The organism is Enterobacter sp. BWH64 (genome assembly GCF_001037645.1).
Taxonomy (GTDB): Bacteria; Pseudomonadota; Gammaproteobacteria; order Enterobacterales; family Enterobacteriaceae; genus Enterobacter; species Enterobacter hormaechei_C.
The window spans coordinates 3811221-3835145 of the sequence record NZ_KQ089922.1; the positions used below are offsets into that span (position 1 = coordinate 3811221).

The window sequence follows — 23925 nt, forward strand, 5'->3', positions numbered from 1 at the left end:
ATTTGGTTCAAGTCTTGCTTTCACTGCATAATGTTTAATGACGATTGAAACGTCAGCGCTAACTATACAGGCTAAAGTTAAGTCGCCAGGCTAGACTTTAGTTCCACAACACTAAACCTATAAGTTGGGGAAATACAATGTTCCAGCAAGAAGTTACCATTACCGCTCCGAACGGTCTGCACACCCGCCCTGCTGCTCAGTTTGTTAAAGAAGCGAAAGGCTTCACTTCTGAAATCACTGTGACTTCCAACGGCAAAAGCGCTAGCGCAAAAAGCCTGTTCAAGCTGCAAACTCTGGGCCTGACTCAGGGTACCGTTGTTACCATCTCCGCTGAAGGTGAAGACGAGCAGAAAGCAGTTGAGCATCTGGTTAAGCTGATGGCTGAACTCGAGTAAGTTTACCGGGTTCTTTTCAATATCAGTCACAAGTAAGGTAGGGTTATGATTTCAGGCATTTTAGCATCCCCGGGTATCGCTTTCGGCAAAGCATTGCTGCTGAAAGAAGACGAAATCGTCATTGACCGGAAAAAAATTTCTGCCGACAAGGTTGATCAGGAAGTTGAACGTTTTCTGAGCGGTCGTGCCAAGGCATCTGCGCAACTGGAAGCGATTAAAACTAAAGCTGGCGAAACTTTCGGTGAAGAAAAAGAAGCCATCTTCGAAGGGCACATTATGCTGCTCGAAGATGAGGAGCTGGAGCAGGAAATCATAGCCCTGATTAAAGATAAAGGCATGACGGCCGACGCGGCTGCGCATGAAGTTATCGAAGGTCAGGCATCTGCCCTGGAAGAGCTGGACGATGAATACCTGAAAGAACGTGCGGCTGACGTACGTGACATCGGTAAGCGCCTGCTGCGCAACATCCTGGGTCTGGCCATCATCGATCTGAGCGCGATTCAGGACGAAGTCATCCTGGTTGCCGCTGACCTGACCCCGTCTGAAACCGCACAGCTGAACCTGAACAAGGTGCTGGGTTTCATTACTGATGCAGGTGGACGTACCTCCCACACCTCAATCATGGCGCGTTCTCTGGAGCTGCCAGCCATTGTGGGTACCGGTAGCGTTACCTCCCAGGTGAAAAACGACGATTATCTGATTCTGGATGCCGTAAACAATGTGGTTTACGTCAACCCAACTAACGATGTGATCGAGCAGCTGCGTTCCGTTCAGGAGCTGGTTGCTACCGAGAAAGCGGAACTCGCTAAACTGAAAGATCTGCCAGCTATCACGCTGGACGGCCATCAGGTTGAAGTGTGCGCTAACATCGGTACCGTACGTGACGTTGACGGCGCTGAGCGCAACGGCGCGGAAGGTGTAGGTCTTTATCGTACTGAATTCCTGTTCATGGATCGCGACGCTCTGCCAACGGAAGAAGAGCAGTTTGCAGCGTACAAAGCGGTTGCGGAAGCGTGCGGCTCGCAGGCTGTAATCGTCCGTACCATGGACATCGGTGGCGACAAAGAGCTGCCGTACATGAACTTCCCGAAAGAAGAGAACCCGTTCCTGGGCTGGCGTGCCGTGCGTATCGCCATGGATCGCAAAGAGATCCTGCGTGACCAGGTTCGCGCTATTCTGCGTGCCTCCGCTTTCGGTAAACTGCGCATCATGTTCCCGATGATCATCTCTGTTGAAGAAGTGCGTGCACTGAAGAAAGAGATCGAAATCTACAAACAGGAACTGCGCGACGAAGGTAAAGCATTTGACGAATCCATTGAGATCGGCGTGATGGTGGAAACACCGGCAGCCGCGACCATTGCGCGTCATTTAGCCAAAGAAGTTGATTTCTTTAGTATCGGTACCAATGATTTAACGCAGTACACCCTGGCAGTTGACCGTGGTAATGATATGATTTCACATCTCTACCAGCCAATGTCACCGTCCGTACTGAATTTGATCAAGCAAGTTATTGATGCTTCTCATGCAGAAGGTAAATGGACTGGCATGTGTGGTGAGCTTGCAGGCGACGAACGTGCTACACTTCTCTTGCTGGGTATGGGTCTGGACGAATTCTCTATGAGCGCCATTTCCATCCCGCGCATTAAGAAGATTATCCGTAACACGAACTTCGAAGATGCGAAGGTGTTAGCAGAGCAGGCTCTTGCTCAACCGACAACGGACGAGTTAATGACGCTGGTTAACAAGTTCATTGAAGAAAAAACAATCTGCTAATCCACGAGATGCGGCCCAATTTACTGCTTAGGAGAAGATCATGGGTTTGTTCGATAAACTGAAATCTCTGGTTTCTGATGACAAGAAAGACTCCGGAACTATTGAGATTGTTGCTCCGCTCTCCGGCGAGATCGTCAACATCGAAGACGTGCCGGATGTAGTGTTTGCTGAGAAAATCGTTGGTGATGGCATTGCTATCAAACCAACTGGCAACAAAATGGTTGCTCCAGTTGACGGCACCATCGGTAAAATTTTTGAAACCAACCATGCGTTCTCTATCGAATCCGATAGCGGTATCGAACTGTTCGTTCACTTCGGTATCGACACCGTTGAACTGAAAGGCGAAGGCTTCAAACGTATCGCAGAAGAAGGCCAGCGTGTTAAAGTTGGCGACCCGGTAATTGAATTCGATCTGCCGCTGCTGGAAGAAAAAGCGAAGTCTACCCTGACTCCGGTTGTTATCTCCAACATGGACGAAATCAAAGAACTGATCAAACTGTCTGGCAGCGTCACCGTGGGTGAAACCCCGGTTATCCGCATCAAGAAGTAATTCTTGCCGCACAGAAAAATGGCGCCTTCGGGCGCCATTTTTGTTTATGCCGGCAGGATAAGCTCGTCATAGCCTTTCGACTGCGTATAGATCATAACGTCAGTCACCCGATCGCCCGCCATGCGAATGGCATCGGCAACGGTTTTCCCTCCCACAATGCCGCTGACCAGCTCCGAACAGAACAGATCGCCCGTTCCTTTCAGATCCGTCTCTACGCGCGGGTGCGCGCTTACGGTAACACCTTCTTCGCTCACCAGCACAACGTGGATATTCTGCGGATCGTCAGACACTGGCGCACTGGTGATCGCTACCCATTTCAGCGAGTCGGACAGCAGCCCCTGCGCGGCGGCAATGGCGCTCTCCGGCGTACGGCACGGTTTGCCGCTCAGCACTTCCAGTTCATACACGTTGGGCGTAATGCCCTGGGCCAGCGGGAGCAGATGCTCACGGTAGGCTTCAGGAATATCCGGCTTCACGTACATCCCGCTATCGATATCCCCAATTACCGGGTCGACCAGCACCAGCAGATCGGGATGTTGCACTTTGATTGCCTTCAGCCACTGCGCCAGCAGCGCGATCTGGCTGGCGCTGCCCATATAGCCGGTGGTGACCGCTTTAAGCTCGCGCAGGATCTCGCGCTCTTCCAGCGCCTTAAGGTAGCCGCTGAACCACTCGTCCGGGATCACCCCGCCGTAGAAGGTGTCGTAGTGCGGCGTATTGCTGAACAGCACCGTTGGCACGGCGGTAACGTTCAGCCGGTGGGTTCGAATATTCGGCACCGCGATGCTGTTTCCCACGCTGCCGTACACCACCTGCGACTGTACGGCGACAATATCGGTTTGCTGCGCCCGGGTTTTATCCCGGAATAAAATCATCTCCATGACGCTTAAATCCCCGCCCCCTGCGAATAACTCTCTTCACCAAAGACGCCGGTAGACAGATAACGGTCGCCGCGATCGCAAATAATCGCTACGACCACCGCCCCCGGCGTGGACTCAGCCACCCGGATCGCGCCCGCTACGGCACCGCCAGAGCTGACGCCGCAGAAGATACCTTCACGCACGGCCAGCTCACGCATGGTATTTTCCGCCTCGCGCTGATGAATATCCAGCACCTGGTCCACAAGCTGCGCATTAAAGATGCCCGGCATATACTCCGCCGGCCAGCGGCGGATGCCCGGAATACTGCTCCCCTCTTCCGGTTGCAGGCCGACAATCGTCACCGGCTTCTCCTGTTCGCGCAGAAAGCGTGACACACCGGTGATCGTGCCCGTGGTCCCCATGCTGGAGACAAAGTGGGTGATGCGCCCGTCGGTTTGCTGCCAGATTTCCGGGCCGGTGGTGGTGTAGTGCGCGTACGGGTTGTCCGGGTTGTTGAACTGGTCGAGGAGCTTGCCTTCCCCGCGCTCCGCCATCGCTAACGCTAAATCTCGCGCCCCTTCCATCCCCTGCTCTTTGCTCACCAGAATCAGCTCGGCTCCATAGGCGCGCATGGCGGCCCGGCGCTCCTGGCTCATGTTATCCGGCATCAGCAGCTTCATGCGGTAGCCTTTCAGGGCGGCAATCATTGCCAGCGCGATACCGGTATTTCCGCTGGTGGCCTCAATGAGCACGTCGCCTGGCTTAATTTCACCGCGCTTCTCGGCCTGGACAATCATCGACAGTGCCGCCCGGTCTTTCACCGACCCCGCCGGGTTATTGCCTTCGAGTTTGACCCAGATTTCGCTGCCGTTATCAGGCCCCATGCGCTGAAGTTTGACCAGAGGGGTGTTGCCGATGGTGTGTTCGAGTGTATTCACGATTTTTACTCAATAAAAAAGCCGGGTGGCGCTTAGCTTACCCGGCCTACAAGACGCAGTGATAACTGTAGGCCCGGTCAGCGCAGCGCCACCGGGCGATAAACATACTAATAACCTATCAGGCTGACTCCGCCAGAGCAATATCCTCGCGCGTTTCAATGCGCTCGTTACCGTGATAAATGCGCGCGTGTTGCAGCCCGACAAACAGGCGCTCCCCCCGGTGTGGCGGCACGTCGTCACGCATAACCACGGTCAGCGGCTCGGTGTACCAGCCCAGGGGCTGTACCACCAATTGGGTGTAGTGCCCTTTAGGGCTAGCTTCCAGCACCTGCACCGGAAGCGGTGAATCCAGGCTGGTACGGCGGCTGACGTCCACTTCCCACGGACGCAGGAACAGATCCACCGGCCCCTGATGCGCGGAGGTATACCCCAGCGGCCAGCGGTGCGCGCCAACGTGGAACTGACCGCCGCGAATGGTGCCCTGAAGGCGGTTTACTTCCCCCATAAACTCCAGCACAAAGCGGGTCGCCGGTTCACGCCAGAGCTGCTCTGGCTCGTCAACCTGCTCAATGTTGCCCTGACTCATTACCACCACGCGATCGGCCACTTCCATCGCCTCTTCCTGATCGTGGGTCACGAAAACGCTGGTGAACTGGAGTTCCTCATGCAGCTGACGCAGCCAGCGGCGCAGCTCTTTTCGCACCTGCGCATCCAGCGCGCCAAACGGTTCGTCCAGCAGCAGGATTTGCGGTTCAACGGCTAACGCACGCGCCAGCGCCACGCGCTGCTTCTGCCCGCCGGAAAGTTGAGCCGGGAAGCGGTCCGCCAGATGCGCAAGCTGCACCATCTCCAGCAGTTTGGTCACTTTCGCTTTGATGGCGGCGGCATCTGGACGTTCACGACGCGGCAGCACGGTCAGGCCAAACGCGATGTTGTCGAATACCGTCATGTGGCGGAACAGCGCATAATGCTGAAATACAAAGCCCACTTTACGGTCGCGGGCATGCAGGCGGCTAACGTCCGTACCGTGGAAGCGAATATGTCCGCTGGTCTGGTGTTCAAGCCCGGCGATAATACGCAGCAGCGTGGTTTTACCGGAGCCAGACGGCCCCAGCAGCGCCACCATTTGTCCGGAAGGGATATCCAGCGAGATATCATTCAGCACCTGGGTGCGACCAAAAGACTTCTTAATATTGGCAATCTCAATGCTCATGATTTCCCTCCTGATGCTGACGTTTTTCCTGATTCTCTAAACGCCACTGCACCACACTCTTCAAAAACAGGGTCAAAATCGCCATCAGCGTCAGCAACGCTGCGGCAGTAAAGGAACCGACGGTGTTGTAGTCCTGTTCCAGTAATTCAATCTGTAACGGCAGCGACAGGGTTTCGCCGCGAATCGAGCCGGATACCACCGACACCGCGCCAAACTCACCGATCGCACGGGCGTTGGTCAGCACCACGCCGTAAAGCAGTGCCCAGCGGATATTCGGCAGCGTGACGCGGCGGAACATCTGCCAGCCGGAAGCGCCGAGCAGCACCGCGGCTTCATCTTCATGGCTGCCCTGGCTGAGCATCACCGGCACCAGCTCGCGCACCACGAACGGACAGGTGACAAAGACGGTCACCAGCACCATCCCCGGCCAGGCGAACATGATTTGCAGGTCGTGTTCATCCAGCCAGCCGCCCAGCGGGCCATTGGAGCCGTAGAAGAGCAGATAAACCAGACCCGCCACCACCGGAGACACCGCAAACGGGATATCCAGCAGGGTCAGCAGCAGCTGACGCCCCGGGAAGTTAAAGCGCGTTACCAGCCAGGCCAGCAATACGCCAAACACCAGATTCACCGGGACGGTGATCAGAGCAATCATCACCGTCAGCCAGATGGCGTGGAGCATGTCCGGATCGGCCAGGTTTTGCAGCGCGGGCATAATCCCTTTGCTGAAGGCCTGCACGAAGATGTACACCATCGGCACGACGAGAATGAATGCGGAGACCAGCACGCCGGTACCAATCAGAAACCATTTGCCCCAGTTGATGCGGGGCGCGTCATAGCGCTTCAATTGCGTAACTTCCGCCATCAGTGACCTACCACACGTCGACCAAAGCGACTTTGCAGAGTGTTAATCGAAAACAGTAGCAGCAGCGACGCGGCAAGGATCACCGAGGCAATCGCGCTCGCGGCCGGATAATCAAACTCCTGCAAACGGACAAAAATCATCAGCGAGGTCACTTCGGTTTTCCACGCGATGTTCCCGGCGATAAAAATGACCGCGCCAAATTCACCGAGGCTGCGGGTAAAGGAAAGCGCCACCCCCGCCAGCAAGGCCGGAGAAAGTTCCGGCAGCACAACCTTACGGAAACTCTGCCAGCGCGTGGCGCCCAGGGTTTCCGCGGCCTCTTCGTATTCGGGGCCTAACTCTTCCAGCACCGGCTGCACGGTACGTACCACAAACGGGATGCTGGTGAAGGCCATCGCCACCGCGATACCGATCCAGGTATAGGTCACTTTAATATCAAACTTCGCCAGCCATTCGCCGTAAAAGCCGTTCACGGAGAACAGCGACGCCAGCGTCAAACCGGCCACCGCCGTCGGCAGGGCAAACGGCAGATCCATCAGGGCGTCGAGCAGCGTGCGGCCCGGGAAGCGATAGCGGGTTAAGATCCATGCCATCAGCAGGCCAAACACGCCGTTAAAAATCGAGGCCACGAACGCAGACAGCAGCGTGACCTTGTAGGCTGCCACCACCTGCGGATTGGTGACCACTTCCCAGTACTGGGACCAGCTCATCTCAGCGAGCTGCATCACCAGAGCGCTGAGCGGTAACAATAAAATCAGACAGACGAACAGCAGGCTGGTCCCGAGGCTTAAGGTAAAACCCGGCAGCACACGTCTTGTTGATCCTGCAAACATTACTTACGCCCCGCCGCCAGCAATTTGTCTAACTCACCGCCGCTGGCAAAATGCGTTTTCATCACCTCAGGCCAGGCGCCGAAATGATCTTCCACGCGGAACAGCTCGGTCTGCGGGAATTTGTCTTTCAGCTTGTTCATCACGTCCGGATTATTAACGCGGTAGTAATAGTCAGTAATCACCGTCTGCGCCTGCGGGCTGTACAGATAGTTGAGATAGGCTTTTGCCGCTTTCTCTGTGCCGTTGGCTTTGACGTTTTTATCCACCCACGCCACCGGGAACTCGGCCAGAACGTTGGTTTTCGGGATAACCACTTCGAAGCCCTGCGCTTCGTACTGTTTACGAATATTGTTCACTTCGGATTCAAAGCTGATCAGCACATCGCCCAGCCCGCGCTCGGCGAAAGTGGTGGTTGCGCCCCGGCCGCCGGTGTCAAACACTTCGACATTTTTCAGGAACTGGGTCATAAACTGTTCGGTTTTCGCTTTATCGTTACCGTCAGCTTTGTCCGCCGCGCCCCACGCCGCCAGATAGGTATAACGCGCGTTGCCGGAGGTTTTCGGATTCGGGAAAATCAGCTTGACGTCAGAACGCACCAGGTCGTTCCAGTCGTGAATGTTTTTCGGGTTGCCCTTGCGCACCAGGAAGCCCATGGTGGAGTAGAACGGCGAACTGTTGTTCGGCAGGCGGCTTTGCCAGTCCGCCGGGATCAGCTTGCCTTTGTCGTGCAGGATCTGCACGTCCGTGACCTGGTTGTAGGTCACCACATCCGCTTTCAGCCCCTGCAAAATGGCCAACGCCTGCTTGGATGAACCAGCGTGCGACTGTTTGATGGTCAGCTTGTCGCCGTTGTTATCTTTCGCCCACTGCTGTTCAAATGCGGGATTAAGGGCGGCAAACAGCTCGCGTGAAACATCATAAGAACTGTTCAGCAACTCGGTTGCCTGCGCCTGCGCCACCAGCAGTAAACCTGCCAGTGCCAGCGATCCTTTTTTCAGTACAGTAACGGCCATTGCGCACCCTTATAAATGTGATGACTATCTTATAGTCATAATATTTATAACGGAGTCTAAAGGAGTAACGGTTTTATATACCGTTTGGTGATTTAGAAGCAGAAAAGGGAATAAGGGGTGCGGGAGAAATTGCCGGGTGGCGCTAACGCTTACCCGGCCTACGAATGGAGAGCGATTTACAGCGCCAGCAGGCGCTCAACGGACGGCGCAAAGTAGTAGCCGCCGGTCACGGGACGGGTGAAGCGCAGCATGGCGTCACGCTTGCCGTCGGTATCGCCAAACATGCTCAGCAGCTGCTGTTCGATGTTGTAAAGGCGCGCACAGTAAGCGCAGAAGTACAGGCCGTGCGTACCGCTCGCGGTGCCGTACGGCAGGCTCTGGCGAACAATCTTCAGCCCCTTACCGTCTTCTTTAAGGTCAACGCGGGTCAGGTGGGACGTGACCGGACGCGCATCGCCGTCAATCTCTTCATTGGCGTCTTTGGTGCGGCCAATCATCATCTCCTGGTCATGCACGCTCATGCGGTTGAGCTGCCTGAGGTTATGCTCCCAGCGCTGGACGAACACGTAGCTGCCGCCCGCGTCCACGCCATCCTTGATTACAGCCACCTCGCGACGCGTCTCTTCCCCGGCCGGGTTTTCGGTGCCGTCGACGAAGCCGCTCAAATCGCGCTCTTCCACCCAGCGGAAACCGTGGATCTCTTCCTGCACGTCGATGCTGTCACCAAAGGCCTCAATCGCTGCCTGAGCGACGGAGAAATTCACGTCATGGCGCAGGGAGAGGATATGGATCAGGACGTCATACTGGGTGGCGGGCGCAAGACCTTTGCCATAAGGAATAAAGTCTTTCAGCTCTTCTGCGCCTTCGCCGCCGCTCAGCTGACGCCAGACGGTATTGCCAAAGGCAACCACCGCGCCCAGATGGGCTTCGGGGAATTTGGCCTGGAAGGTGGCCAGTTTATCAACGAAAACTTTGCTGGCCGCGCGCAGGGCATCCACGTCCCCTTTGACGTTGGCTTCAATCCAAATCGCCGCGCGGCAATGTTCTGGCAAAATGCCACTCTGAACCTGAGACATCGCTCCTCCTGAAAAAAAGATGCCACGACAGCGTGGCATTGATGGCGGCTATTATACCTGGATTTCAGCGAGGCGGCTTGCTCAGGCGCAAATTACTGCTTCCAGATAATTTTGCTCACTTTCCACTTTTTCAGGGTGTCGTCAGACGGCATTAACCCTTCCGGACCGTTCCAGGTGCCGCTGAATACATAGCTAATGTGCTGGCTGCCGTCGGCCTTACACTCGACCGCCACGCTGTCATCCGACGGCACACTGGCGCAGTGGCCAAACGCTTTCTGGTAGAGCTCGCCAAACGGCGTACCTACCTTCACGCCACCTGAGGTCGGGATCTCTTCATCCATCACCGCAATGCGGTTGACCGTACCTTTATCGCCGTTGATGACCATCGCCACCTTGTCGTCTTTCAACGCTTCGAAATAGCGCACGATGTTGCCGTTCTCGGTTTTCATGCCGCTGCGCAGGCGATAATCACTGCCGATAGCCTCCTGAATGGCATCCTGATCCAGCGCCGTCGACGCGGTGATTTTGCCCACGCCCTGCTCGGTCACTTCCGTTGAAGAGCCAAACCAGTTCCACGGATAGGCCGCAGACCAGTTGATGGATGAGAGCGTGGAACAGCCGGTTAACGCCAGCGGGAGAGCGCATAAAAGTAAACGCAGCGATTTCATTGAGACGTCCTTACGTAGTAAATCAACGCTTGTTGGAGTGCAGTATCGGCAAAAAGTGCCGTTTTAATCTGACTCTTGCGTAAAACAGGCGCGTAAACGGGGATTCGTGACCAGCCACAGCAGCGCGACAATATCCGCCACCACCAGCGCAATCCCGATACCGGAAAGCGGCTCGCCGTACAGCCAGAGTACGGGTTGCCAGGCCAGGAGCACAACCTGCGCCAGAATCAACAGCCAGCGAAGCGCGCGCCAGAAGCGCGGGAGGAACTGCCGCCGACCGCTGCACAGGAACGCCAGCACCGCCGGTACACCGGGCAGTAACCCCAGCCAGAACGCATCGTGATCGGGATAAAAGAGATTCAGTAGCGTATCGCCCTGCCCGCGTGACGCGCCAGCCATCACGAACAGCACCCAGGTGCGGGCCTGCAACAGCAGAACGCACCAGAATAAAAAAGGCAGACGCAGACGACCGTGAACATCATAGTCGCCAGGGTGGAACTCAGTACTCTTCATCTTCGATCAGGCGCTTACCCAGCGTCAGTACATCCGCGTGCTCGTAGCCCAGACGTTCATACATGCCCAGCACCACGTCGTTATCTTCCCGCACCATAATCTGGATTTTCGGGCAGCCACGGGCGATCAGTTTCTTTTCCAGACGGTTAAGCAGCGCGTTGGCGATGCCGCGCGCGCGATATTCCGGGTGCACGCCCAGATAGTAGGCCGACCCGCGGTGGCCGTCGTACCCGCCCATCACCGTCCCGACCACCTCGCCGTTGACCTCAGCGACCAGAAACAGACTGACGTCGTGATTCACCTTCCGTTCGATGTCCATTTCCGGATCGTTCCACGGACGCAGCAGATCGCAGCGCTCCCAAAGGGTGATCACCTCTTCGAAATCTTCCTGGCGAAAAACGCGTATCTCCATGGTATTAACCGCCTTTTCGGGTTTAAAAACAGTGATTATGGCGTGAACAGGGCATTTAGCCAATAACCGGGGAAAAACTCGCCAAAATTTGGCATAATGTCACTTTGTCACGTATTGAAATGAAAAGTAAAACAATTCTCAATAAGGAATGTCGTCACGCAAAACGCGATACGATATAACACCAGGACCCCAATTTTTACAATTCAGGCCGCATGAGCACATTCAAACCATTAAAAGCACTCACATCGCGTCGTCAGGTTCTCAAAGCGGGGCTGGCGGCCTTAACGTTAACAGGCATCGCAAAGCAGGTTCAGGCAAAAGAAGAGAGCTCGCTTAAAACCAGTAACGGACACAGCAAGCCGAAAACCAAAAAAGCCGGCGCAAAGCGTCTGGTCATGCTCGATCCGGGCCACGGCGGGATCGACACCGGCGCCATTGGCCGAAACGGGTCGAAAGAAAAACACGTCGTGCTGGCAATTGCAAAAAATGTGCGCGCAATTTTACGCAGCAACGGCATTGACGCCCGCCTGACGCGCACGGGCGACACGTTTATCCCGCTGTACGATCGCGTGGAAATTGCCCATAAGCACGGCGCCGACCTGTTTATGTCCATTCACGCGGATGGCTTCACAAACCCTTCCGCCGCAGGCGCATCGGTGTTCGCCCTCTCCAACCGTGGCGCCAGTAGCGCCATGGCGAAATACCTCTCCGATCGCGAAAACCGGGCGGATGAAGTGGCCGGGAAAAAAGCCACCGACAAAGACCATCTGTTGCAGCAGGTTCTGTTTGACCTCGTGCAGACCGATACCATCAAAAACAGCCTGACGCTCGGCTCGCATATCCTCAAACGGATTAAGCCCGTGCACCGTCTGCACAGTAAAAGCACCGAGCAGGCCGCGTTTGTGGTGCTGAAGTCCCCGTCCATTCCGTCCGTGCTGGTTGAAACCTCGTTCATTACCAACCCGGAAGAAGAGCGATTACTCGGCACCACGGCGTTTCGTCAGAAGATCGCGAACGCTATCGCCTCCGGGGTCATCAGTTATTTCAACTGGTTCGATAATCAAAAAGCACACTCCAGGAAACGTTGATGAAACCGAATGCACAGCTGGTCAAAACGTTCCTGATGCAGCTACAGGACGCGATTTGCCAGAAACTGGCCGCCGCAGACGGCGGTGAATTCCAGGAAGACGCCTGGCAGCGCGACGCGGGCGGCGGCGGGCGCAGCCGCGTGCTGCGTAACGGCGGTATTTTTGAACAGGCCGGGGTCAACTTCTCCCACGTCCACGGTGATGCAATGCCAGCGTCCGCCACGGCGCATCGGCCTGAACTGGCGGGCCGCAGCTTCGAGGCGATGGGCGTCTCGCTGGTGGTGCATCCGCATAACCCGTTTGTGCCAACCAGCCACGCCAACGTGCGCTTTTTCATCGCGGAAAAACCGGGAGCCGATCCCGTCTGGTGGTTTGGCGGCGGTTTTGACTTAACGCCTTACTATGGCTTCGAAGAGGACGCCGTGCACTGGCACACCACCGCGCGCGACCTCTGCCTGCCGTTTGGCGAAGACGTTTACCCGAAATACAAAAAGTGGTGCGATGATTATTTCTATCTGAAGCATCGCGACGAGCAACGCGGCATCGGCGGGCTGTTCTTTGACGATCTCAACACGCCGGATTTTGATACCGCGTTCAGCTTTATGCGCGCAGTGAGTGAAGGCTTTACCGATGCCTATCTGCCGATTGTCGAACGCCGCAAAAACACCGACTACGGCGTTCGCGAGCGTGAGTTCCAGCTGTACCGCCGCGGGCGTTACGTGGAGTTTAACCTGGTATGGGATCGCGGGACGCTGTTTGGCCTGCAAACCGGTGGGCGTACGGAGTCCATTCTGATGTCGATGCCGCCGCTGGTGCGCTGGGAATACAGCTTTGAACCCAAAGAAGGCAGCCCGGAGGCTGCCTTGCGTGAGTTTATTCGGGTTCGGGACTGGGTGTAACCCCCTCACCCCTGCCCTCTCCCAAAGGGAGAGGGAGTATAAATTCCCTCTCCCTTTGGGAGAGGGTTAGGGTGAGGGTAAAAATTACAGCGGCTGCGTCTGTGCCTCAACCACCGCCAGCGCTACCATGTTGACGATACGACGCACGGAGGCAATCGGCGTTAATACATGTACCGGTTTTGACACCCCCATCAGCACTGGCCCTACGGTCACCCCTTCAGAACTCGACACACGCAGCAGGTTATAGCTGATACGCGCCGCTTCCACGTTCGGCATAATCAGCACGTTCGCGGAGCCTTTCAGCGGGCTGTCCGGCATACGTTCATTACGAATGCTCTCCACCAGCGCGGCGTCGCCGTGCATCTCGCCGTCGATCATCAGTTCCGGCGCACGCTCGCGCACCAGGTCCAGCGTCTGGCGCATTTTGCACGCCGCCGCGGATTTGGATGACCCGAAGTTAGAATGCGACAGCAGCGCCACTTTCGGCTCGATACCAAAGCGGCGCACGGTTTCCGCCGCCATCACGGTTATTTCCGCCAGTTCGTCCGGGGAAGGATCGTCGTTGACGTAGGTATCGGCGATAAAGGTGTTACCGCTTGGCAGCAGCAGCGCGTTCATTGCGCCGGCAGTATGGACACCCTCGCGATAGCCGAAGATCTCCTGCACCACGCTGAAATGCTCATGGTACTCGCCGATGGTGCCGCAGATCAGCGCATCCGCCTCACCGCGGTGAACCATGATCGCGCCGATTACCGTGGTGTTGCTGATCACCGCCCGCTGCGCCTGCTCCTGGGTGATCCCGCGACGCTTCATGATCGAATAGTATTCGTTCCAGTACTCTTTGAAGCGCGGATCGGATTCGTTATTGACGATCTCAAAGTCGACGCCCGGCTTAATTTGCAGGCCCAGCTTCTGGATACGCATCTCGATCACGCTCGGACGACCAATCAGGATCGGTTTCGCCAGCCCTAAGGTGATCAGCTCCTGCGTGGCGTGCAGCACGCGCGCCTCTTCCCCTTCCGCCAGCACCACGCGCTTCGCGTCAGCGCGCGCCTGGGAGAAGATCGGCTTCATAAACAGGTTGGTTTTGTAGACGAACTCGGTGAGTTTATCGACGTAGGCATCGAAATCTTCAATCGGCCGCGTCGCCACGCCAGAGTCCATCGCCGCTTTGGCCACCGCTGGCGCGATCTTCACGATCAGACGCGGGTCAAACGGTTTAGGGATGATGTAGTCCGGGCCGAAGCTCAGATCCTGATCGCCGTAGGCGGAGGCCACCACTTCGCTCTGCTCGGCGTGCGCCAGCTCTGCGATAGCATGAACGGCGGCGAGCTTCATCTCTTCGTTGATTGCCGTAGCGCCGACGTCCAGCGCACCGCGGAAGATGAACGGGAAGCAGAGCACGTTGTTCACCTGGTTCGGGTAGTCCGAACGTCCGGTACAGATGATCGCGTCTTCACGCACTGCCTTCGCCAGCGGCGGCAGAATTTCCGGCTCCGGGTTCGCCAGGGCCAGGATCATTGGCGCGCGCGCCATCTTCTGCACCATCTCCTGGGTCAGTACTTTCGGGCCTGAACAGCCGAGGAAAATGTCGGCACCTTCAATGACGTCTTCTAGCGTGCGCTTGCCGTCGTCTTCCACCGCATAGGCCGCCTTGGTTTCCGCCATGTTTGGCTCGCGGTCTTTGTAAATCACGCCTTTGGAGTCGCAGACCACGATGTTGTGTTTCTGCATGCCCAGCGCCACCAGCAGGTTCATACAAGCGATGGCCGCGGCGCCAGCGCCGGAGACCACCATGCGCACGTCGGAGAGGTTTTTCTCCACCACACGCAGACCGTTCAGAATGGCGGCGGTACTGATAATCGCCGTGCCGTGCTGGTCGTCATGGAACACGGGAATGTTCATACGCTCGCGCAGCTTCTGCTCGATATAGAAACATTCCGGCGCTTTGATGTCTTCCAGGTTGATGCCGCCGAAGGTCGGCTCCAGCGCCGCCACCACGTTGATGAATTTATCCGGGTCCAGTTCGTCCACTTCGATATCGAAGACGTCGATACCGGCAAATTTCTTAAACAGAACGCCCTTCCCTTCCATCACCGGCTTACCGGCCAGCGCGCCAATGTTCCCTAACCCCAGTACCGCCGTACCGTTAGAGATAACGGCCACCAGGTTGCCACGGGCGGTGTATTTGTACGCTGCCAGCGGATCTTTTTCGATTTCAAGGCACGGGGCAGCTACGCCTGGCGAGTAGGCCAGCGCCAGATCGCGCTGGGTCGCCAGCGGTTTGGTCGGGGATACCTGGATTTTACCCGGAACAGGAAACTCGTGAAAATCGAGAGCGCTTTGTTTTAACTGATCATCCATCTTGTTATTCCTTTCACGTTTCGGTCAAAAAGGGTGATGTTGACGTTCCTATGCACACCCTGGTGTGCCGCATAGTATCGCCGCAGGCAGACTCCTAAACTTTGAAGGCTGCCAAACTCTCACCATTGCAGAATAAAAATTGTTATCAATTTATAACAGCCATGTTACCCGTCTCAGACAGCAATGCCTCCCCCGTCTGCTATGCTTTTTTGTTAAGTCCATCATGATTTTCTCAGAAGTGTGACCTGACGCACTCGACTAACTCTTTTATTTCCAAGGAGTAATTATGAACCAGCTAGACGGCATCAAACAATTTACCACCGTGGTTGCAGACAGCGGCGACATCGAATCGATTCGTCACTACCAGCCTGAAGACGCGACCACCAACCCCTCGCTGCTGCTCAAGGCGGCCGGTCTTGCGCACTTTAGTCATCTGATTGATGACGCCCTTGCCTACGGCAAACAGCGCGGGAAAACGCAGGAGCAGCAGGTCGCCGAAGCCAGTGACAAGCTGGCGGTCAATATCGGTGCGGAAATTCTTAAAAGCATACCGGGACGCGTCTCCACCGAAGTGGATGCCCGCCTCTCATTCGACCAGGAAAAGAGCATTAGCAAGGCTCGCCGCCTGGTGGAACTCTACCAGGAGCAGGGGATCGATAAATCACGCATCCTGATCAAGCTTGCCTCCACCTGGGAAGGCATCCGCGCGGCGGAAGTGCTGGAGAAAGAGGGGATCAACTGTAACCTGACGCTGCTGTTCTCCTTCGCCCAGGCGCGTGCCTGCGCCGAAGCGGGCGTGTTCCTGATTTCACCGTTTGTCGGACGTATCTACGACTGGTATCAGGCGAAACAGCCGATGGATCCGTATGTGGTGGACGAAGATCCCGGTGTGAAATCGGTGCGTAATATCTACGATTATTACAAGCAGCACCGCTACGAGACCATCGTGATGGGGGCCAGCTTCCGCCGCACCGAGCAGATCCTCGCGCTCGCGGGCTGCGACCGGCTGACCATCTCCCCAGACCTGCTGAAGAAGCTTCAGGAGAGTGAAGAGACGGTGATCCGCAAGCTTGTGCCAACCTCCACCGTTCTGCCAAAACCAAAACCCATGACCGAAGCGGAATTCCGCTGGGAGCACAATCAGGATCCAATGGCCGTGGAAAAACTGGCGGACGGCATCCGTCAGTTCGCCGTCGACCAGCGCAAACTCGAAGATCTTCTCGCCGCCAAACTTTAACCTTGCCACGGAGTGAACTATGTCCCGTAAAGAGCTCGCCAACGCCATTCGCGCCCTCAGCATGGATGCCGTACAAAAAGCCAATTCCGGCCACCCTGGCGCCCCCATGGGTATGGCTGATATCGCCGAAGTGCTGTGGAACGACTTCCTGAAGCACAACCCTACCGATCCGACCTGGTACGACCGCGACCGTTTTATTCTTTCCAACGGGCACGCCTCGATGCTGCTCTACAGCCTGCTGCACCTTTCCGGCTACGATCTGCCGCTTGAGGAATTAAAAAACTTCCGCCAGCTGCACTCCAAAACGCCGGGCCACCCGGAGATCGGCTATACGCCGGGCGTTGAAACCACTACCGGCCCGCTGGGCCAGGGGCTGGCGAATGCGGTTGGCCTGGCGATTGCCGAACGTACGCTGGCCGCGCAGTTCAACCAGCCCGACCACGAGATTGTCGATCACTATACCTATGTCTTTATGGGCGACGGCTGTCTGATGGAGGGGATCTCTCACGAGGTCTGTTCTCTGGCGGGCACCCTGGGGCTGGGCAAGCTGATTGGCTTCTACGATCACAACGGTATCTCCATTGACGGGGAAACCGAGGGCTGGTTTACCGACGATACGGCGAAACGCTTTGAAGCCTATCACTGGCACGTGGTGCACGAGATCGACGGTCACGATCCAGAGGCGGTGAAAAAAGCGATTCAGGAAGCGCAGAGCGTGAAGGACAAACCGTCCCTGATCATCTGCCGCACCACCATCGGCTTCGGCTCGCCGAACAAAGCGGGCAAAGAGGAGGCGCACGGCGCGGCGCTGGGTGAAGAGGAAGTGGCGCTGACCCGCCAGAAACTGGGCTGGAAACACCCGGCCTTTGAGATCCCAAAAGAGATCTACAAGGCCTGGGATGCTCGCGAAACAGGTGAAAAAGCGCAGCAGGCCTGGAACGAGAAGTTTGCCGCCTACAAAAAAGCGTATCCGGAGCTGGCGGCTGAGTTTACCCGCCGCATGAGCGGCGGCCTGCCGGAAGACTGGGAAGAGAAAACCCAGGCGCTGATTGAAAACCTGCAATCCAACCCGGCGAAAATTGCCACCCGTAAGGCATCACAAAACACCCTTAACGCGATTGGCCCAATCCTGCCCGAACTGCTGGGCGGCTCGGCGGATCTGGCGCCAAGTAACCTTACCATCTGGTCCGGCTCTAAATCCCTGAAGGAGGACATTGCCGGGAACTACATCCACTACGGCGTGCGCGAGTTTGGGATGACCGCCATTGCCAACGGCATCGCCCACCATGGCGGCTTCGTGCCGTACACCGCCACCTTCCTGATGTTTGTCGAATATGCCCGTAACGCGGCGCGTATGGCGGCCCTGATGAAGGCGCGGCAAATCATGGTGTACACCCACGACTCTATCGGGCTGGGTGAAGATGGGCCGACGCACCAGGCGGTAGAGCAGCTGGCGAGCCTGCGCTTAACGCCAAACTTCAGCACCTGGCGTCCTTGCGATCAGGTGGAAGCGGCAGTGGGCTGGAAGCTGGCCGTAGAGCGTCATAACGGACCCACGGCGCTGATCCTGTCGCGCCAGAACCTGGCGCAGATCGAGCGCACGCCGGAGCAGGTGAAAAATATCGCCCGCGGCGGGTACATCCTGAAAGACAGCGGCGGCAAGCCAGACGTGATCCTGATCGCCACTGGTTCCGAGGTGGAAATCACGGTAAAAGCGGCGGAGAAACTGACCGCCGAGGGTCACGCGGTGCGCGTGGTTTCACTCCCTTCAACGGATATCTTTGATGCTCAGGATGAGGCGTACCGCGAATCGGTGCTGCCTTCAAACGTCGCGGCGCGCGTGGCGGTTGAAGCTGGCATTGCCGACTACTGGTACAAATACGTGGGCCTGAAAGGGGCAATTGTCGGGATGCATGGTTACGGTGAATCCGCCCCGGCCGACAAGCTGTTCCCATATTTCGGCTTTACCGTTGAGAACGTGGTGGAGAAGGCGCTAAGCGTGCTGTAGTGCTTTTGCCGGGTGACGCTGTCGTTTACCCGGCCTGCGGTTCGAGGCTTTGTAGGCCGGGTAAGGCGTAGCCGCCACCCGGCTTTTTCACACCACTCTTACCCCTGCCGCCATCACCCGCTCCGGCGTTAATAACACACTTTCTCGGGCGTCATCGGTTTCCGCGCAGAGCAACATGCATTCAGATGTTTCACCGCGCATTTTAGCCTTTGCCAGGTTACACAACACCACCACCGTTTTGCCCATCAGCTCCTCTTCCCGGTAATACGGCACCAGGCTGGTGACGGTTTGCAACGTTCTGTCTCCCACCTCTATCTGCGCAATATAGAGCTTGTCCGCATTGGCGTGACGTTTAACGTCAACAATCTTCCCCACGCGGATCTCGAGCTTTGCAAAATCATCGTATGCTACCGTTTCCACTTTTGCCTCCTTGGTAAAATTTTACTAAATACTAACATGGTAACTGGCGAGGGCAACAGGGATGTTATTTACTAAAAATTAATGCATGTCCGAACGCATCCTTTACAATAAGCTATCTCGTGGGGAATGAGGACAAACATGGCAACGCTGAAAGACATCGCGACGGAAGCTGGCGTCTCGCTGGCAACGGTATCCCGGGTTTTAAACGATGACCCGACGCTGAATGTGAAAGAAGAGACGAAACACCGCATTCTCGAGATTGCCGAGAAGCTGGAATACAAAAGCACGACCTCCCGTAAAATGCAGTCTGTCGCTGCCGGTCAGCAACATATTCTGGCGCTCTACAGCTACCAGCAGGAACTGGAGATCAACGACCCTTACTATCTTGCCATTCGCCACGGCATTGAGACGCAGTGCGAAAAACTGGGGGTCGAACTGAGTAACTGCTACGCTAATGCCACCCTGCCGGAGCTGAAAAAGCTCACCGGGGTGTTGATTGTAGGCAAACCCTCCCCTGCGCTTCGACGTGCGGCAATGTCGTTGACCGACAACGTCTGTTTTATCGACTTTCACGAGCCAGGCAGCGAGTACGATTCTGTCGATATTGACCTTTCGCGCATCAGCAAGCAGATCGTGGATTTCTTTATTGCTCAGGGAGTTAAGCGGATTGGCTTTATCGGCGGCGAAGATGAGCCAGGCAAGGCTGATATTCGGGAAGCCGCCTTCGTGGAGTACGGGCTCCTGAAAGGGGTGGTATCGGAACAGGACATCTGGCGCGGCGGTTTTTCCAGTTCGTCCGGTTATGAACTGGCAAAAATCATGCTGGCACAACAGTGCTGGCCTTCCGCCTTGTTCGTGGCCTCCGATTCCATCGCCATCGGGGTGTTACGCGCCATCCACGAAAAAGGGCTGGCGATCCCGGAAGATATTTCACTGATCAGCGTGAACGACATCCCAACCGCCCGCTTTACCTTCCCGCCTCTTTCCACCGTGCGCATTCACTCTGAAATGATGGGCAGCCAGGGCGTTAATCTGCTGCTGGAAAAGGCCCGCGATGGCCGCGCGCTACCGCTTCAGGTCTTTGTCCCGAGCGTACTGAAGCTGCGCGGCACCACCCGCTGATTTCCACCTGTTAACTCTCCCGCCGGGCACGCCCGGCTTTTTTAATTTCGTGATCGAGTTAAAGCAAATCGGTTTTACTGATTTTATTTAGTAAAATATTTACTAAAATCTCCAGCAATGATGTTTTACCCCTACAGGGAGATCACATGAATCGCTGGGAAAATATTCAACTCACGCATGAAAACCGGCTCCCGCCGCGTGCGTACTTCTTCTCTTATGACACCGTTTCCCGGGCGCGCACGTTTGCGCGTGAAGCCAGCAGCCACTTTCTGTCGCTAAGCGGAAAGTGGAACTTTCGCTTCTTCACGAACCCGCTGCTTGTCCCGGAAAACTTTACCTCAGAATACATGGCCGACTGGGGCGATATTACCGTGCCGGGCATGTGGCAGATGGAAGGTCACGGTCAGTTGCAGTACACCGACGAAGGCTTTCCTTTCCCGGTGGACGTACCATGGGTGCCGTCAGACAACCCGACCGGGGCATACCAGCGCTGGTTTACGCTTTCTGAAAGCTGGCAAGAGAAACAGACCCTTATCAAGTTTGACGGCGTCGAAACCTATTTCGAAGTCTACGTGAATGGCCGCTATATAGGCTTTAGCAAAGGCAGCCGACTGTCTGCCGAGTTTGATATCAGCGATGCGGTACACAGCGGGCAAAACCTGTTGTGCGTGCGGGTTATGCAGTGGGCAGATTCCACCTACATTGAGGATCAGGACATGTGGTGGACGGCGGGGATATTCCGCGACGTCTACCTGCTGGGAAAATCACTCACGCATGTCCGCGATTTCACGGTTAAAACCACCTTCGACGAGGCATACCGGGACGCTACCCTCTTCTGTCAGCTTGAGCTGGAAAACCTTGCTGCACGCCCTGCCTGTGTGCAACTGGATTATACCCTGTACGACGGCGAGACAGTGCTGCACCAGGGAACAACCAACAACCTGACCGTCAGCGAGCGTGCGGAAACCGCCTTCAGCATTGAGGTGAGGCATCCCCGCCAGTGGTCCGCCGAATCGCCGGACCTTTATCATCTGGTCATGACTTTAAAAGATAACCATGGCCAGACGCTGGAAATCATCCCGCAGCGCATCGGGTTTCGGGATATCAAGGTGAAAGACGGCCTGTTCTACGTTAACAACCGTTATCTGAAGCTGCACGGCGTCAATCGTCATGACAATGATCATCTGAGGGGCCGCGCGGTGGGGATGGATCGCGTGGAGCGCGACCTGATCCTGATGAAGCAGCACAATATCAACTCGGTACGTACCGCCCACTACCCGAACGACCCGCGCTTTTACGAGCTTTGCGACCTGTACGGCCTGTTTGTGATGGCTGAAACGGATGTGGAATCTCACGGCTTCGCCAACGTCGGCGACCTGAGCCGCATTACGGACGATCCGGTGTGGGAGCCGGTCTACGTTGAGCGTATCGAACGCCATATTCTCGCGCAGAAAAATCATCCGTCGATCATCATCTGGTCGCTCGGAAACGAGTCCGGCTACGGCTGTAACATCCGCGCGATGGCCCGTGCGGCAAAAGCGCTGGATGATACTCGCCTGCTTCACTACGAAGAAGATCGCGACGCCGAGGTGGTGGACATTATCTCCACCATGTATACCCGCGTACCGCTGATGAATCTGTTTGGCGAATACCCGCACGCCAAACCGCGCATTATCTGCGAATACGCCCATGCGATGGGCAACGGTCCCGGCGGGTTGACCGAGTATCAGAACGTGTTCGATCGCCACGACTGCATTCAGGGGCATTATGTCTGGGAGTGGTGCGACCACGGTATTCAGAAAACAGACGCCAGCGGCAACATCTGGTACGCCTATGGCGGCGACTTCGGTGATTACCCCAATAATTACAACTTCTGCCTCGACGGGCTGATCTACTCCGATCAAACGCCCGGGCCAGGTTTGCGTGAGTACAAGCAGGTGATCGCCCCGGTCAAACTGCGCTGGCAAAACGGTGAGCTGCACGTTGATAACCGCTTATGGTTCACCAGCCTGGATGATTACACCCTGCTCACGGAGGTGCGTGCGGAAGGTGAAACGCTGCACAGCGAGCCACTGAACATCACCGGGTTGGCCCCCAACAGCTCCCGCAGCGTCAGCCTGCACGTGCCGGAACTGGACGAGCGCGAAGCATTTCTGACTGTACGTATTATCAAAAACAGTCCCACGCGCTACAGCGAGGTCGGGCACGAGATCGCGGTGTATCAGTTCCCGTTAAAAGGCCGCACGGCACGCCCGACACCGTTTATCAACACCAGTGCCACTCCGCTGCGTCTGGAGGAAGATCGCCTGAGCTGCACCGTGACCGGGCATAACTTCCGCGCGACCTTCTCTAAAGTATCGGGAAAACTCAGCGCCTGGCAGGTGAACGGTGAGGAATACCTTACCCGTGAGCCGAAGATTAACTTCTTCAAGCCCATGATTGATAACCATAAGCAGGAGTATGAAGGGCTGTGGCAGCCGTATCATTTCCAGATCATGCAGGAGCACCTGCGCGGTTTCGAGGTTGAGCAGCATAACGATGCGGTCATCGTCACCACCCGTACCCTGATTGCCCCGCCAGTGTTTGATTTTGGCATGCGCTGTACCTATCGCTGGCGCATCGCCGCCGACGGGCAAATCAACGTTGAGCTATGCGGTGAGCGCTACGGCGAGTACCCGCACATCATTCCGTGCATCGGCTTTACGCTTGGCATCAACGGCGGGTTCGATCAGGTGAGCTACTACGGGCGAGGGCCGGGTGAAAACTATCCGGACAGCCAGCAGGCCAGCACCATCGACCTGTGGCACACCACGGTTGATAAGATGTTTGAAAATTATCCGTTCCCGCAAAACAATGGCAACCGTCAGCAGGTGCGCTGGGCCTCCCTCGCGGATCGTCATGGCAGCGGCGTGCTGGTCGTACCGCAACAGCCTCTCCACTTCAGCGCCTGGCACTACACGGCTGAGAACATTCACGCCGCACAGCACTGCAACGAACTGCGCCGCTGCGATGACATTACGCTTAATCTTGACCACCAGGTGCTGGGCTTAGGCTCCAATTCCTGGGGAAGTGAGGTACTGGAGAGCTGGCGCGTCTGGTTCAGTCCGTTCCGCTACGGCTTCACATTGCTCCCGCTCAATGGCGGCCGCATCGCCTCGATGGCGCTGGCACGCCAGCAATTCGGCACCGGTTTCTTCTCCATGGATTTGCACAGCGAGGCAGACAAATGATCGTTCTTGAGAGCCTGGAACAGTTTCAACAGCATTACCGCACGGGTCGCAAATGGCAGCGCTGCTCAGAAGCCATTAACAATATCGATAATATCTCGCCCGGCGTAGCCCATTCGATTGGCGATTCGCTGGCCTACCGTGTGACCAATGATGCCAGCACCGACGCGCTGTTTGTCGGGCATCGCCGCTATTTCGAGGTGCATTACTACCTTCAGGGCGCGCAGAAAATTGAATATGCCGCCAAAGATGCGCTTCAGACAGTGGAGTGTTACCGCGATGAGACCGATCGAGAATACCTGAAAGGCATGGGTACCACCGAACAGGTGCGCGAGGGGCAGATCGTAATTTGTGAGAACCATGAGGCGTATCGCTTTATCAGCGAGGAGCCGGTCAAAAAAGTCATTCTCAATGTGACCATCGAAGACGGTTATTTCCATAACAAATAAAA

At 56.2% G+C, this 23925-nt stretch carries 22 protein-coding genes; 10 read left to right on the forward strand and 12 right to left on the reverse strand.

What is annotated here, in order from left to right; genetic code table 11:
- Positions 1 to 137: 137 nt before the first annotated feature.
- From ptsH to crr, 3 genes are read left to right on the forward strand one after another with little or no spacing between them, the layout of a single operon-like run.
- Entirely contained in the window at positions 138 to 395 is a 258-nt protein-coding gene (ptsH, locus tag SK50_RS18150) for a phosphocarrier protein Hpr (protein ID WP_000487600.1), read from the forward strand.
- Between the two features lie 45 nt (positions 396 to 440).
- Positions 441 to 2168 (forward strand): phosphoenolpyruvate-protein phosphotransferase PtsI, encoded by a 1728-nt coding sequence (gene ptsI / locus SK50_RS18155; RefSeq protein ID WP_048229788.1) that lies wholly within the window; start codon positions 441 to 443, stop codon positions 2166 to 2168.
- Between the two features lie 40 nt (positions 2169 to 2208).
- Positions 2209 to 2718 (forward strand): PTS glucose transporter subunit IIA, encoded by a 510-nt coding sequence (gene crr / locus SK50_RS18160; RefSeq protein WP_003861316.1) that lies wholly within the window; start codon positions 2209 to 2211, stop codon positions 2716 to 2718.
- Between the two features lie 44 nt (positions 2719 to 2762).
- On the opposite strand, the gene pdxK is transcribed toward crr, so the two are convergent.
- From pdxK to SK50_RS18210, 10 genes are all read right to left on the reverse strand, one after another.
- Positions 2763 to 3599 carry a pyridoxine/pyridoxal/pyridoxamine kinase gene (gene pdxK / locus SK50_RS18165; RefSeq protein ID WP_017383475.1) on the reverse strand — a complete coding sequence of 279 codons (837 nt, stop codon included), beginning with the start codon at positions 3597 to 3599 and terminating at the stop codon, positions 2763 to 2765.
- Between the two features lie 5 nt (positions 3600 to 3604).
- Positions 3605 to 4516 (reverse strand): cysteine synthase CysM, encoded by a 912-nt coding sequence (gene cysM / locus SK50_RS18170; RefSeq protein ID WP_017383476.1) that lies wholly within the window; start codon positions 4514 to 4516, stop codon positions 3605 to 3607.
- 118 nt (positions 4517 to 4634) lie between these two features.
- A complete protein-coding gene (cysA, locus tag SK50_RS18175; protein ID WP_017383477.1) occupies positions 4635 to 5729 on the reverse strand; it encodes a sulfate/thiosulfate ABC transporter ATP-binding protein CysA in 1095 nt (364 codons plus the stop codon).
- Positions 5719 to 6594 (reverse strand): sulfate/thiosulfate ABC transporter permease CysW, encoded by an 876-nt coding sequence (gene cysW, locus SK50_RS18180; RefSeq protein WP_003861305.1) that lies wholly within the window; start codon positions 6592 to 6594, stop codon positions 5719 to 5721. Before cysW ends, cysA begins: the two co-directional genes overlap by 11 nt.
- A complete protein-coding gene (gene cysT, locus SK50_RS18185; RefSeq protein WP_017383478.1) occupies positions 6594 to 7427 on the reverse strand; it encodes a sulfate/thiosulfate ABC transporter permease CysT in 834 nt (277 codons plus the stop codon). Before cysT ends, cysW begins: the two co-directional genes overlap by 1 nt.
- Positions 7427 to 8440 carry a sulfate ABC transporter substrate-binding protein gene (locus SK50_RS18190; RefSeq protein ID WP_017383479.1) on the reverse strand — a complete coding sequence of 338 codons (1014 nt, stop codon included), beginning with the start codon at positions 8438 to 8440 and terminating at the stop codon, positions 7427 to 7429. The genes cysT and SK50_RS18190 overlap by 1 nt, the downstream gene beginning before the upstream one ends.
- A 176-nt stretch (positions 8441 to 8616) precedes the next feature.
- On the reverse strand, positions 8617 to 9516 hold the full coding sequence (locus SK50_RS18195) for a Dyp-type peroxidase (protein ID WP_045344323.1): 900 nt from the start codon (positions 9514 to 9516) through the stop codon (positions 8617 to 8619).
- 92 nt (positions 9517 to 9608) lie between these two features.
- Positions 9609 to 10184, reverse strand: coding sequence for an RpoE-regulated lipoprotein (locus SK50_RS18200; protein ID WP_015572220.1), 576 nt, complete (start codon positions 10182 to 10184; stop codon positions 9609 to 9611).
- A 63-nt stretch (positions 10185 to 10247) separates the two neighbouring features.
- Positions 10248 to 10697 (reverse strand): DUF2919 domain-containing protein, encoded by a 450-nt coding sequence (locus tag SK50_RS18205; protein WP_045344321.1) that lies wholly within the window; start codon positions 10695 to 10697, stop codon positions 10248 to 10250.
- Complete coding sequence (locus SK50_RS18210) at positions 10684 to 11109, reverse strand: GNAT family acetyltransferase (protein WP_003861292.1); 426 nt, start codon at positions 11107 to 11109, stop codon at positions 10684 to 10686. The genes SK50_RS18205 and SK50_RS18210 overlap by 14 nt, the downstream gene beginning before the upstream one ends.
- Before the next feature lie 212 nt (positions 11110 to 11321).
- On the opposite strand from SK50_RS18210, the gene amiA reads away from it, so the two are divergent.
- Entirely contained in the window at positions 11322 to 12197 is an 876-nt protein-coding gene (gene amiA / locus SK50_RS18215; protein WP_045328430.1) for an N-acetylmuramoyl-L-alanine amidase AmiA, read from the forward strand.
- On the forward strand, positions 12197 to 13096 hold the full coding sequence (gene hemF, locus SK50_RS18220) for an oxygen-dependent coproporphyrinogen oxidase (protein WP_048229791.1): 900 nt from the start codon (positions 12197 to 12199) through the stop codon (positions 13094 to 13096). The genes amiA and hemF overlap by 1 nt, the downstream gene beginning before the upstream one ends.
- A gap of 84 nt (positions 13097 to 13180) precedes the next feature.
- Here hemF and maeB read toward each other — a convergent pair whose 3' ends face one another.
- A complete protein-coding gene (maeB, locus tag SK50_RS18225) occupies positions 13181 to 15460 on the reverse strand; it encodes an NADP-dependent oxaloacetate-decarboxylating malate dehydrogenase (RefSeq protein ID WP_023295115.1) in 2280 nt (759 codons plus the stop codon).
- A gap of 286 nt (positions 15461 to 15746) precedes the next feature.
- On the opposite strand from maeB, the gene tal reads away from it, so the two are divergent.
- Positions 15747 to 16697, forward strand: a complete 951-nt coding sequence (gene tal, locus SK50_RS18230; RefSeq protein WP_015572217.1) for a transaldolase — start codon at positions 15747 to 15749, stop codon at positions 16695 to 16697.
- Positions 16698 to 16716: 19 nt separating this feature from the next.
- Positions 16717 to 18705, forward strand: a complete 1989-nt coding sequence (gene tkt, locus SK50_RS18235; protein WP_015572216.1) for a transketolase — start codon at positions 16717 to 16719, stop codon at positions 18703 to 18705.
- A gap of 87 nt (positions 18706 to 18792) precedes the next feature.
- Here the strand turns inward: tkt and SK50_RS18240 are convergent, their stop codons facing one another.
- Entirely contained in the window at positions 18793 to 19125 is a 333-nt protein-coding gene (locus SK50_RS18240; RefSeq protein WP_017383485.1) for a tRNA-binding protein, read from the reverse strand.
- A gap of 138 nt (positions 19126 to 19263) precedes the next feature.
- Between SK50_RS18240 and ebgR the strand changes: the two genes are divergently transcribed.
- From ebgR to SK50_RS18255, 3 genes are all read left to right on the forward strand, one after another.
- The gene (gene ebgR / locus SK50_RS18245) at positions 19264 to 20247 is read left to right on the forward strand and encodes a transcriptional regulator EbgR (RefSeq protein WP_015572215.1); all 984 of its coding nucleotides are present in this window, start codon (positions 19264 to 19266) and stop codon (positions 20245 to 20247) included.
- 146 nt (positions 20248 to 20393) lie between these two features.
- The gene (gene ebgA / locus SK50_RS18250; RefSeq protein ID WP_047642545.1) at positions 20394 to 23477 is read left to right on the forward strand and encodes a beta-galactosidase subunit alpha; all 3084 of its coding nucleotides are present in this window, start codon (positions 20394 to 20396) and stop codon (positions 23475 to 23477) included.
- Positions 23474 to 23923, forward strand: coding sequence for a beta-galactosidase subunit beta (locus SK50_RS18255; RefSeq protein ID WP_017692956.1), 450 nt, complete (start codon positions 23474 to 23476; stop codon positions 23921 to 23923). The genes ebgA and SK50_RS18255 overlap by 4 nt, the downstream gene beginning before the upstream one ends.
- The last annotated feature ends 2 nt before the right edge of the window (positions 23924 to 23925 follow it).

Excerpts from the sequence above, each read along its gene's own strand:
- cysW (WP_003861305.1), bottom strand. The coding sequence starts at position 6,594 with ATGGCGGAAGTTACGCAATTGAAGCGCTATGACGCGCCCCGCATCAAC.
- SK50_RS18200 (WP_015572220.1), bottom strand. The coding sequence starts at position 10,184 with ATGAAATCGCTGCGTTTACTTTTATGCGCTCTCCCGCTGGCGTTAACC.
- SK50_RS18255 (WP_017692956.1), top strand. The coding sequence starts at position 23,474 with ATGATCGTTCTTGAGAGCCTGGAACAGTTTCAACAGCATTACCGCACG.
- amiA (WP_045328430.1), top strand. The coding sequence starts at position 11,322 with ATGAGCACATTCAAACCATTAAAAGCACTCACATCGCGTCGTCAGGTT.
- SK50_RS18195 (WP_045344323.1), bottom strand. The coding sequence starts at position 9,516 with ATGTCTCAGGTTCAGAGTGGCATTTTGCCAGAACATTGCCGCGCGGCG.
- ptsI (WP_048229788.1), top strand. The coding sequence starts at position 441 with ATGATTTCAGGCATTTTAGCATCCCCGGGTATCGCTTTCGGCAAAGCA.
- cysA (WP_017383477.1), bottom strand. The coding sequence starts at position 5,729 with ATGAGCATTGAGATTGCCAATATTAAGAAGTCTTTTGGTCGCACCCAG.
- ebgR (WP_015572215.1), top strand. The coding sequence starts at position 19,264 with ATGGCAACGCTGAAAGACATCGCGACGGAAGCTGGCGTCTCGCTGGCA.
- crr (WP_003861316.1), top strand. The coding sequence starts at position 2,209 with ATGGGTTTGTTCGATAAACTGAAATCTCTGGTTTCTGATGACAAGAAA.
- SK50_RS18205 (WP_045344321.1), bottom strand. The coding sequence starts at position 10,697 with ATGAAGAGTACTGAGTTCCACCCTGGCGACTATGATGTTCACGGTCGT.
- maeB (WP_023295115.1), bottom strand. The coding sequence starts at position 15,460 with ATGGATGATCAGTTAAAACAAAGCGCTCTCGATTTTCACGAGTTTCCT.
- hemF (WP_048229791.1), top strand. The coding sequence starts at position 12,197 with ATGAAACCGAATGCACAGCTGGTCAAAACGTTCCTGATGCAGCTACAG.
- SK50_RS18190 (WP_017383479.1), bottom strand. The coding sequence starts at position 8,440 with ATGGCCGTTACTGTACTGAAAAAAGGATCGCTGGCACTGGCAGGTTTA.
- pdxK (WP_017383475.1), bottom strand. The coding sequence starts at position 3,599 with ATGGAGATGATTTTATTCCGGGATAAAACCCGGGCGCAGCAAACCGAT.
- tal (WP_015572217.1), top strand. The coding sequence starts at position 15,747 with ATGAACCAGCTAGACGGCATCAAACAATTTACCACCGTGGTTGCAGAC.
- ebgA (WP_047642545.1), top strand. The coding sequence starts at position 20,394 with ATGAATCGCTGGGAAAATATTCAACTCACGCATGAAAACCGGCTCCCG.
- SK50_RS18210 (WP_003861292.1), bottom strand. The coding sequence starts at position 11,109 with ATGGAGATACGCGTTTTTCGCCAGGAAGATTTCGAAGAGGTGATCACC.
- tkt (WP_015572216.1), top strand. The coding sequence starts at position 16,717 with ATGTCCCGTAAAGAGCTCGCCAACGCCATTCGCGCCCTCAGCATGGAT.
- ptsH (WP_000487600.1), top strand. The coding sequence starts at position 138 with ATGTTCCAGCAAGAAGTTACCATTACCGCTCCGAACGGTCTGCACACC.
- cysT (WP_017383478.1), bottom strand. The coding sequence starts at position 7,427 with ATGTTTGCAGGATCAACAAGACGTGTGCTGCCGGGTTTTACCTTAAGC.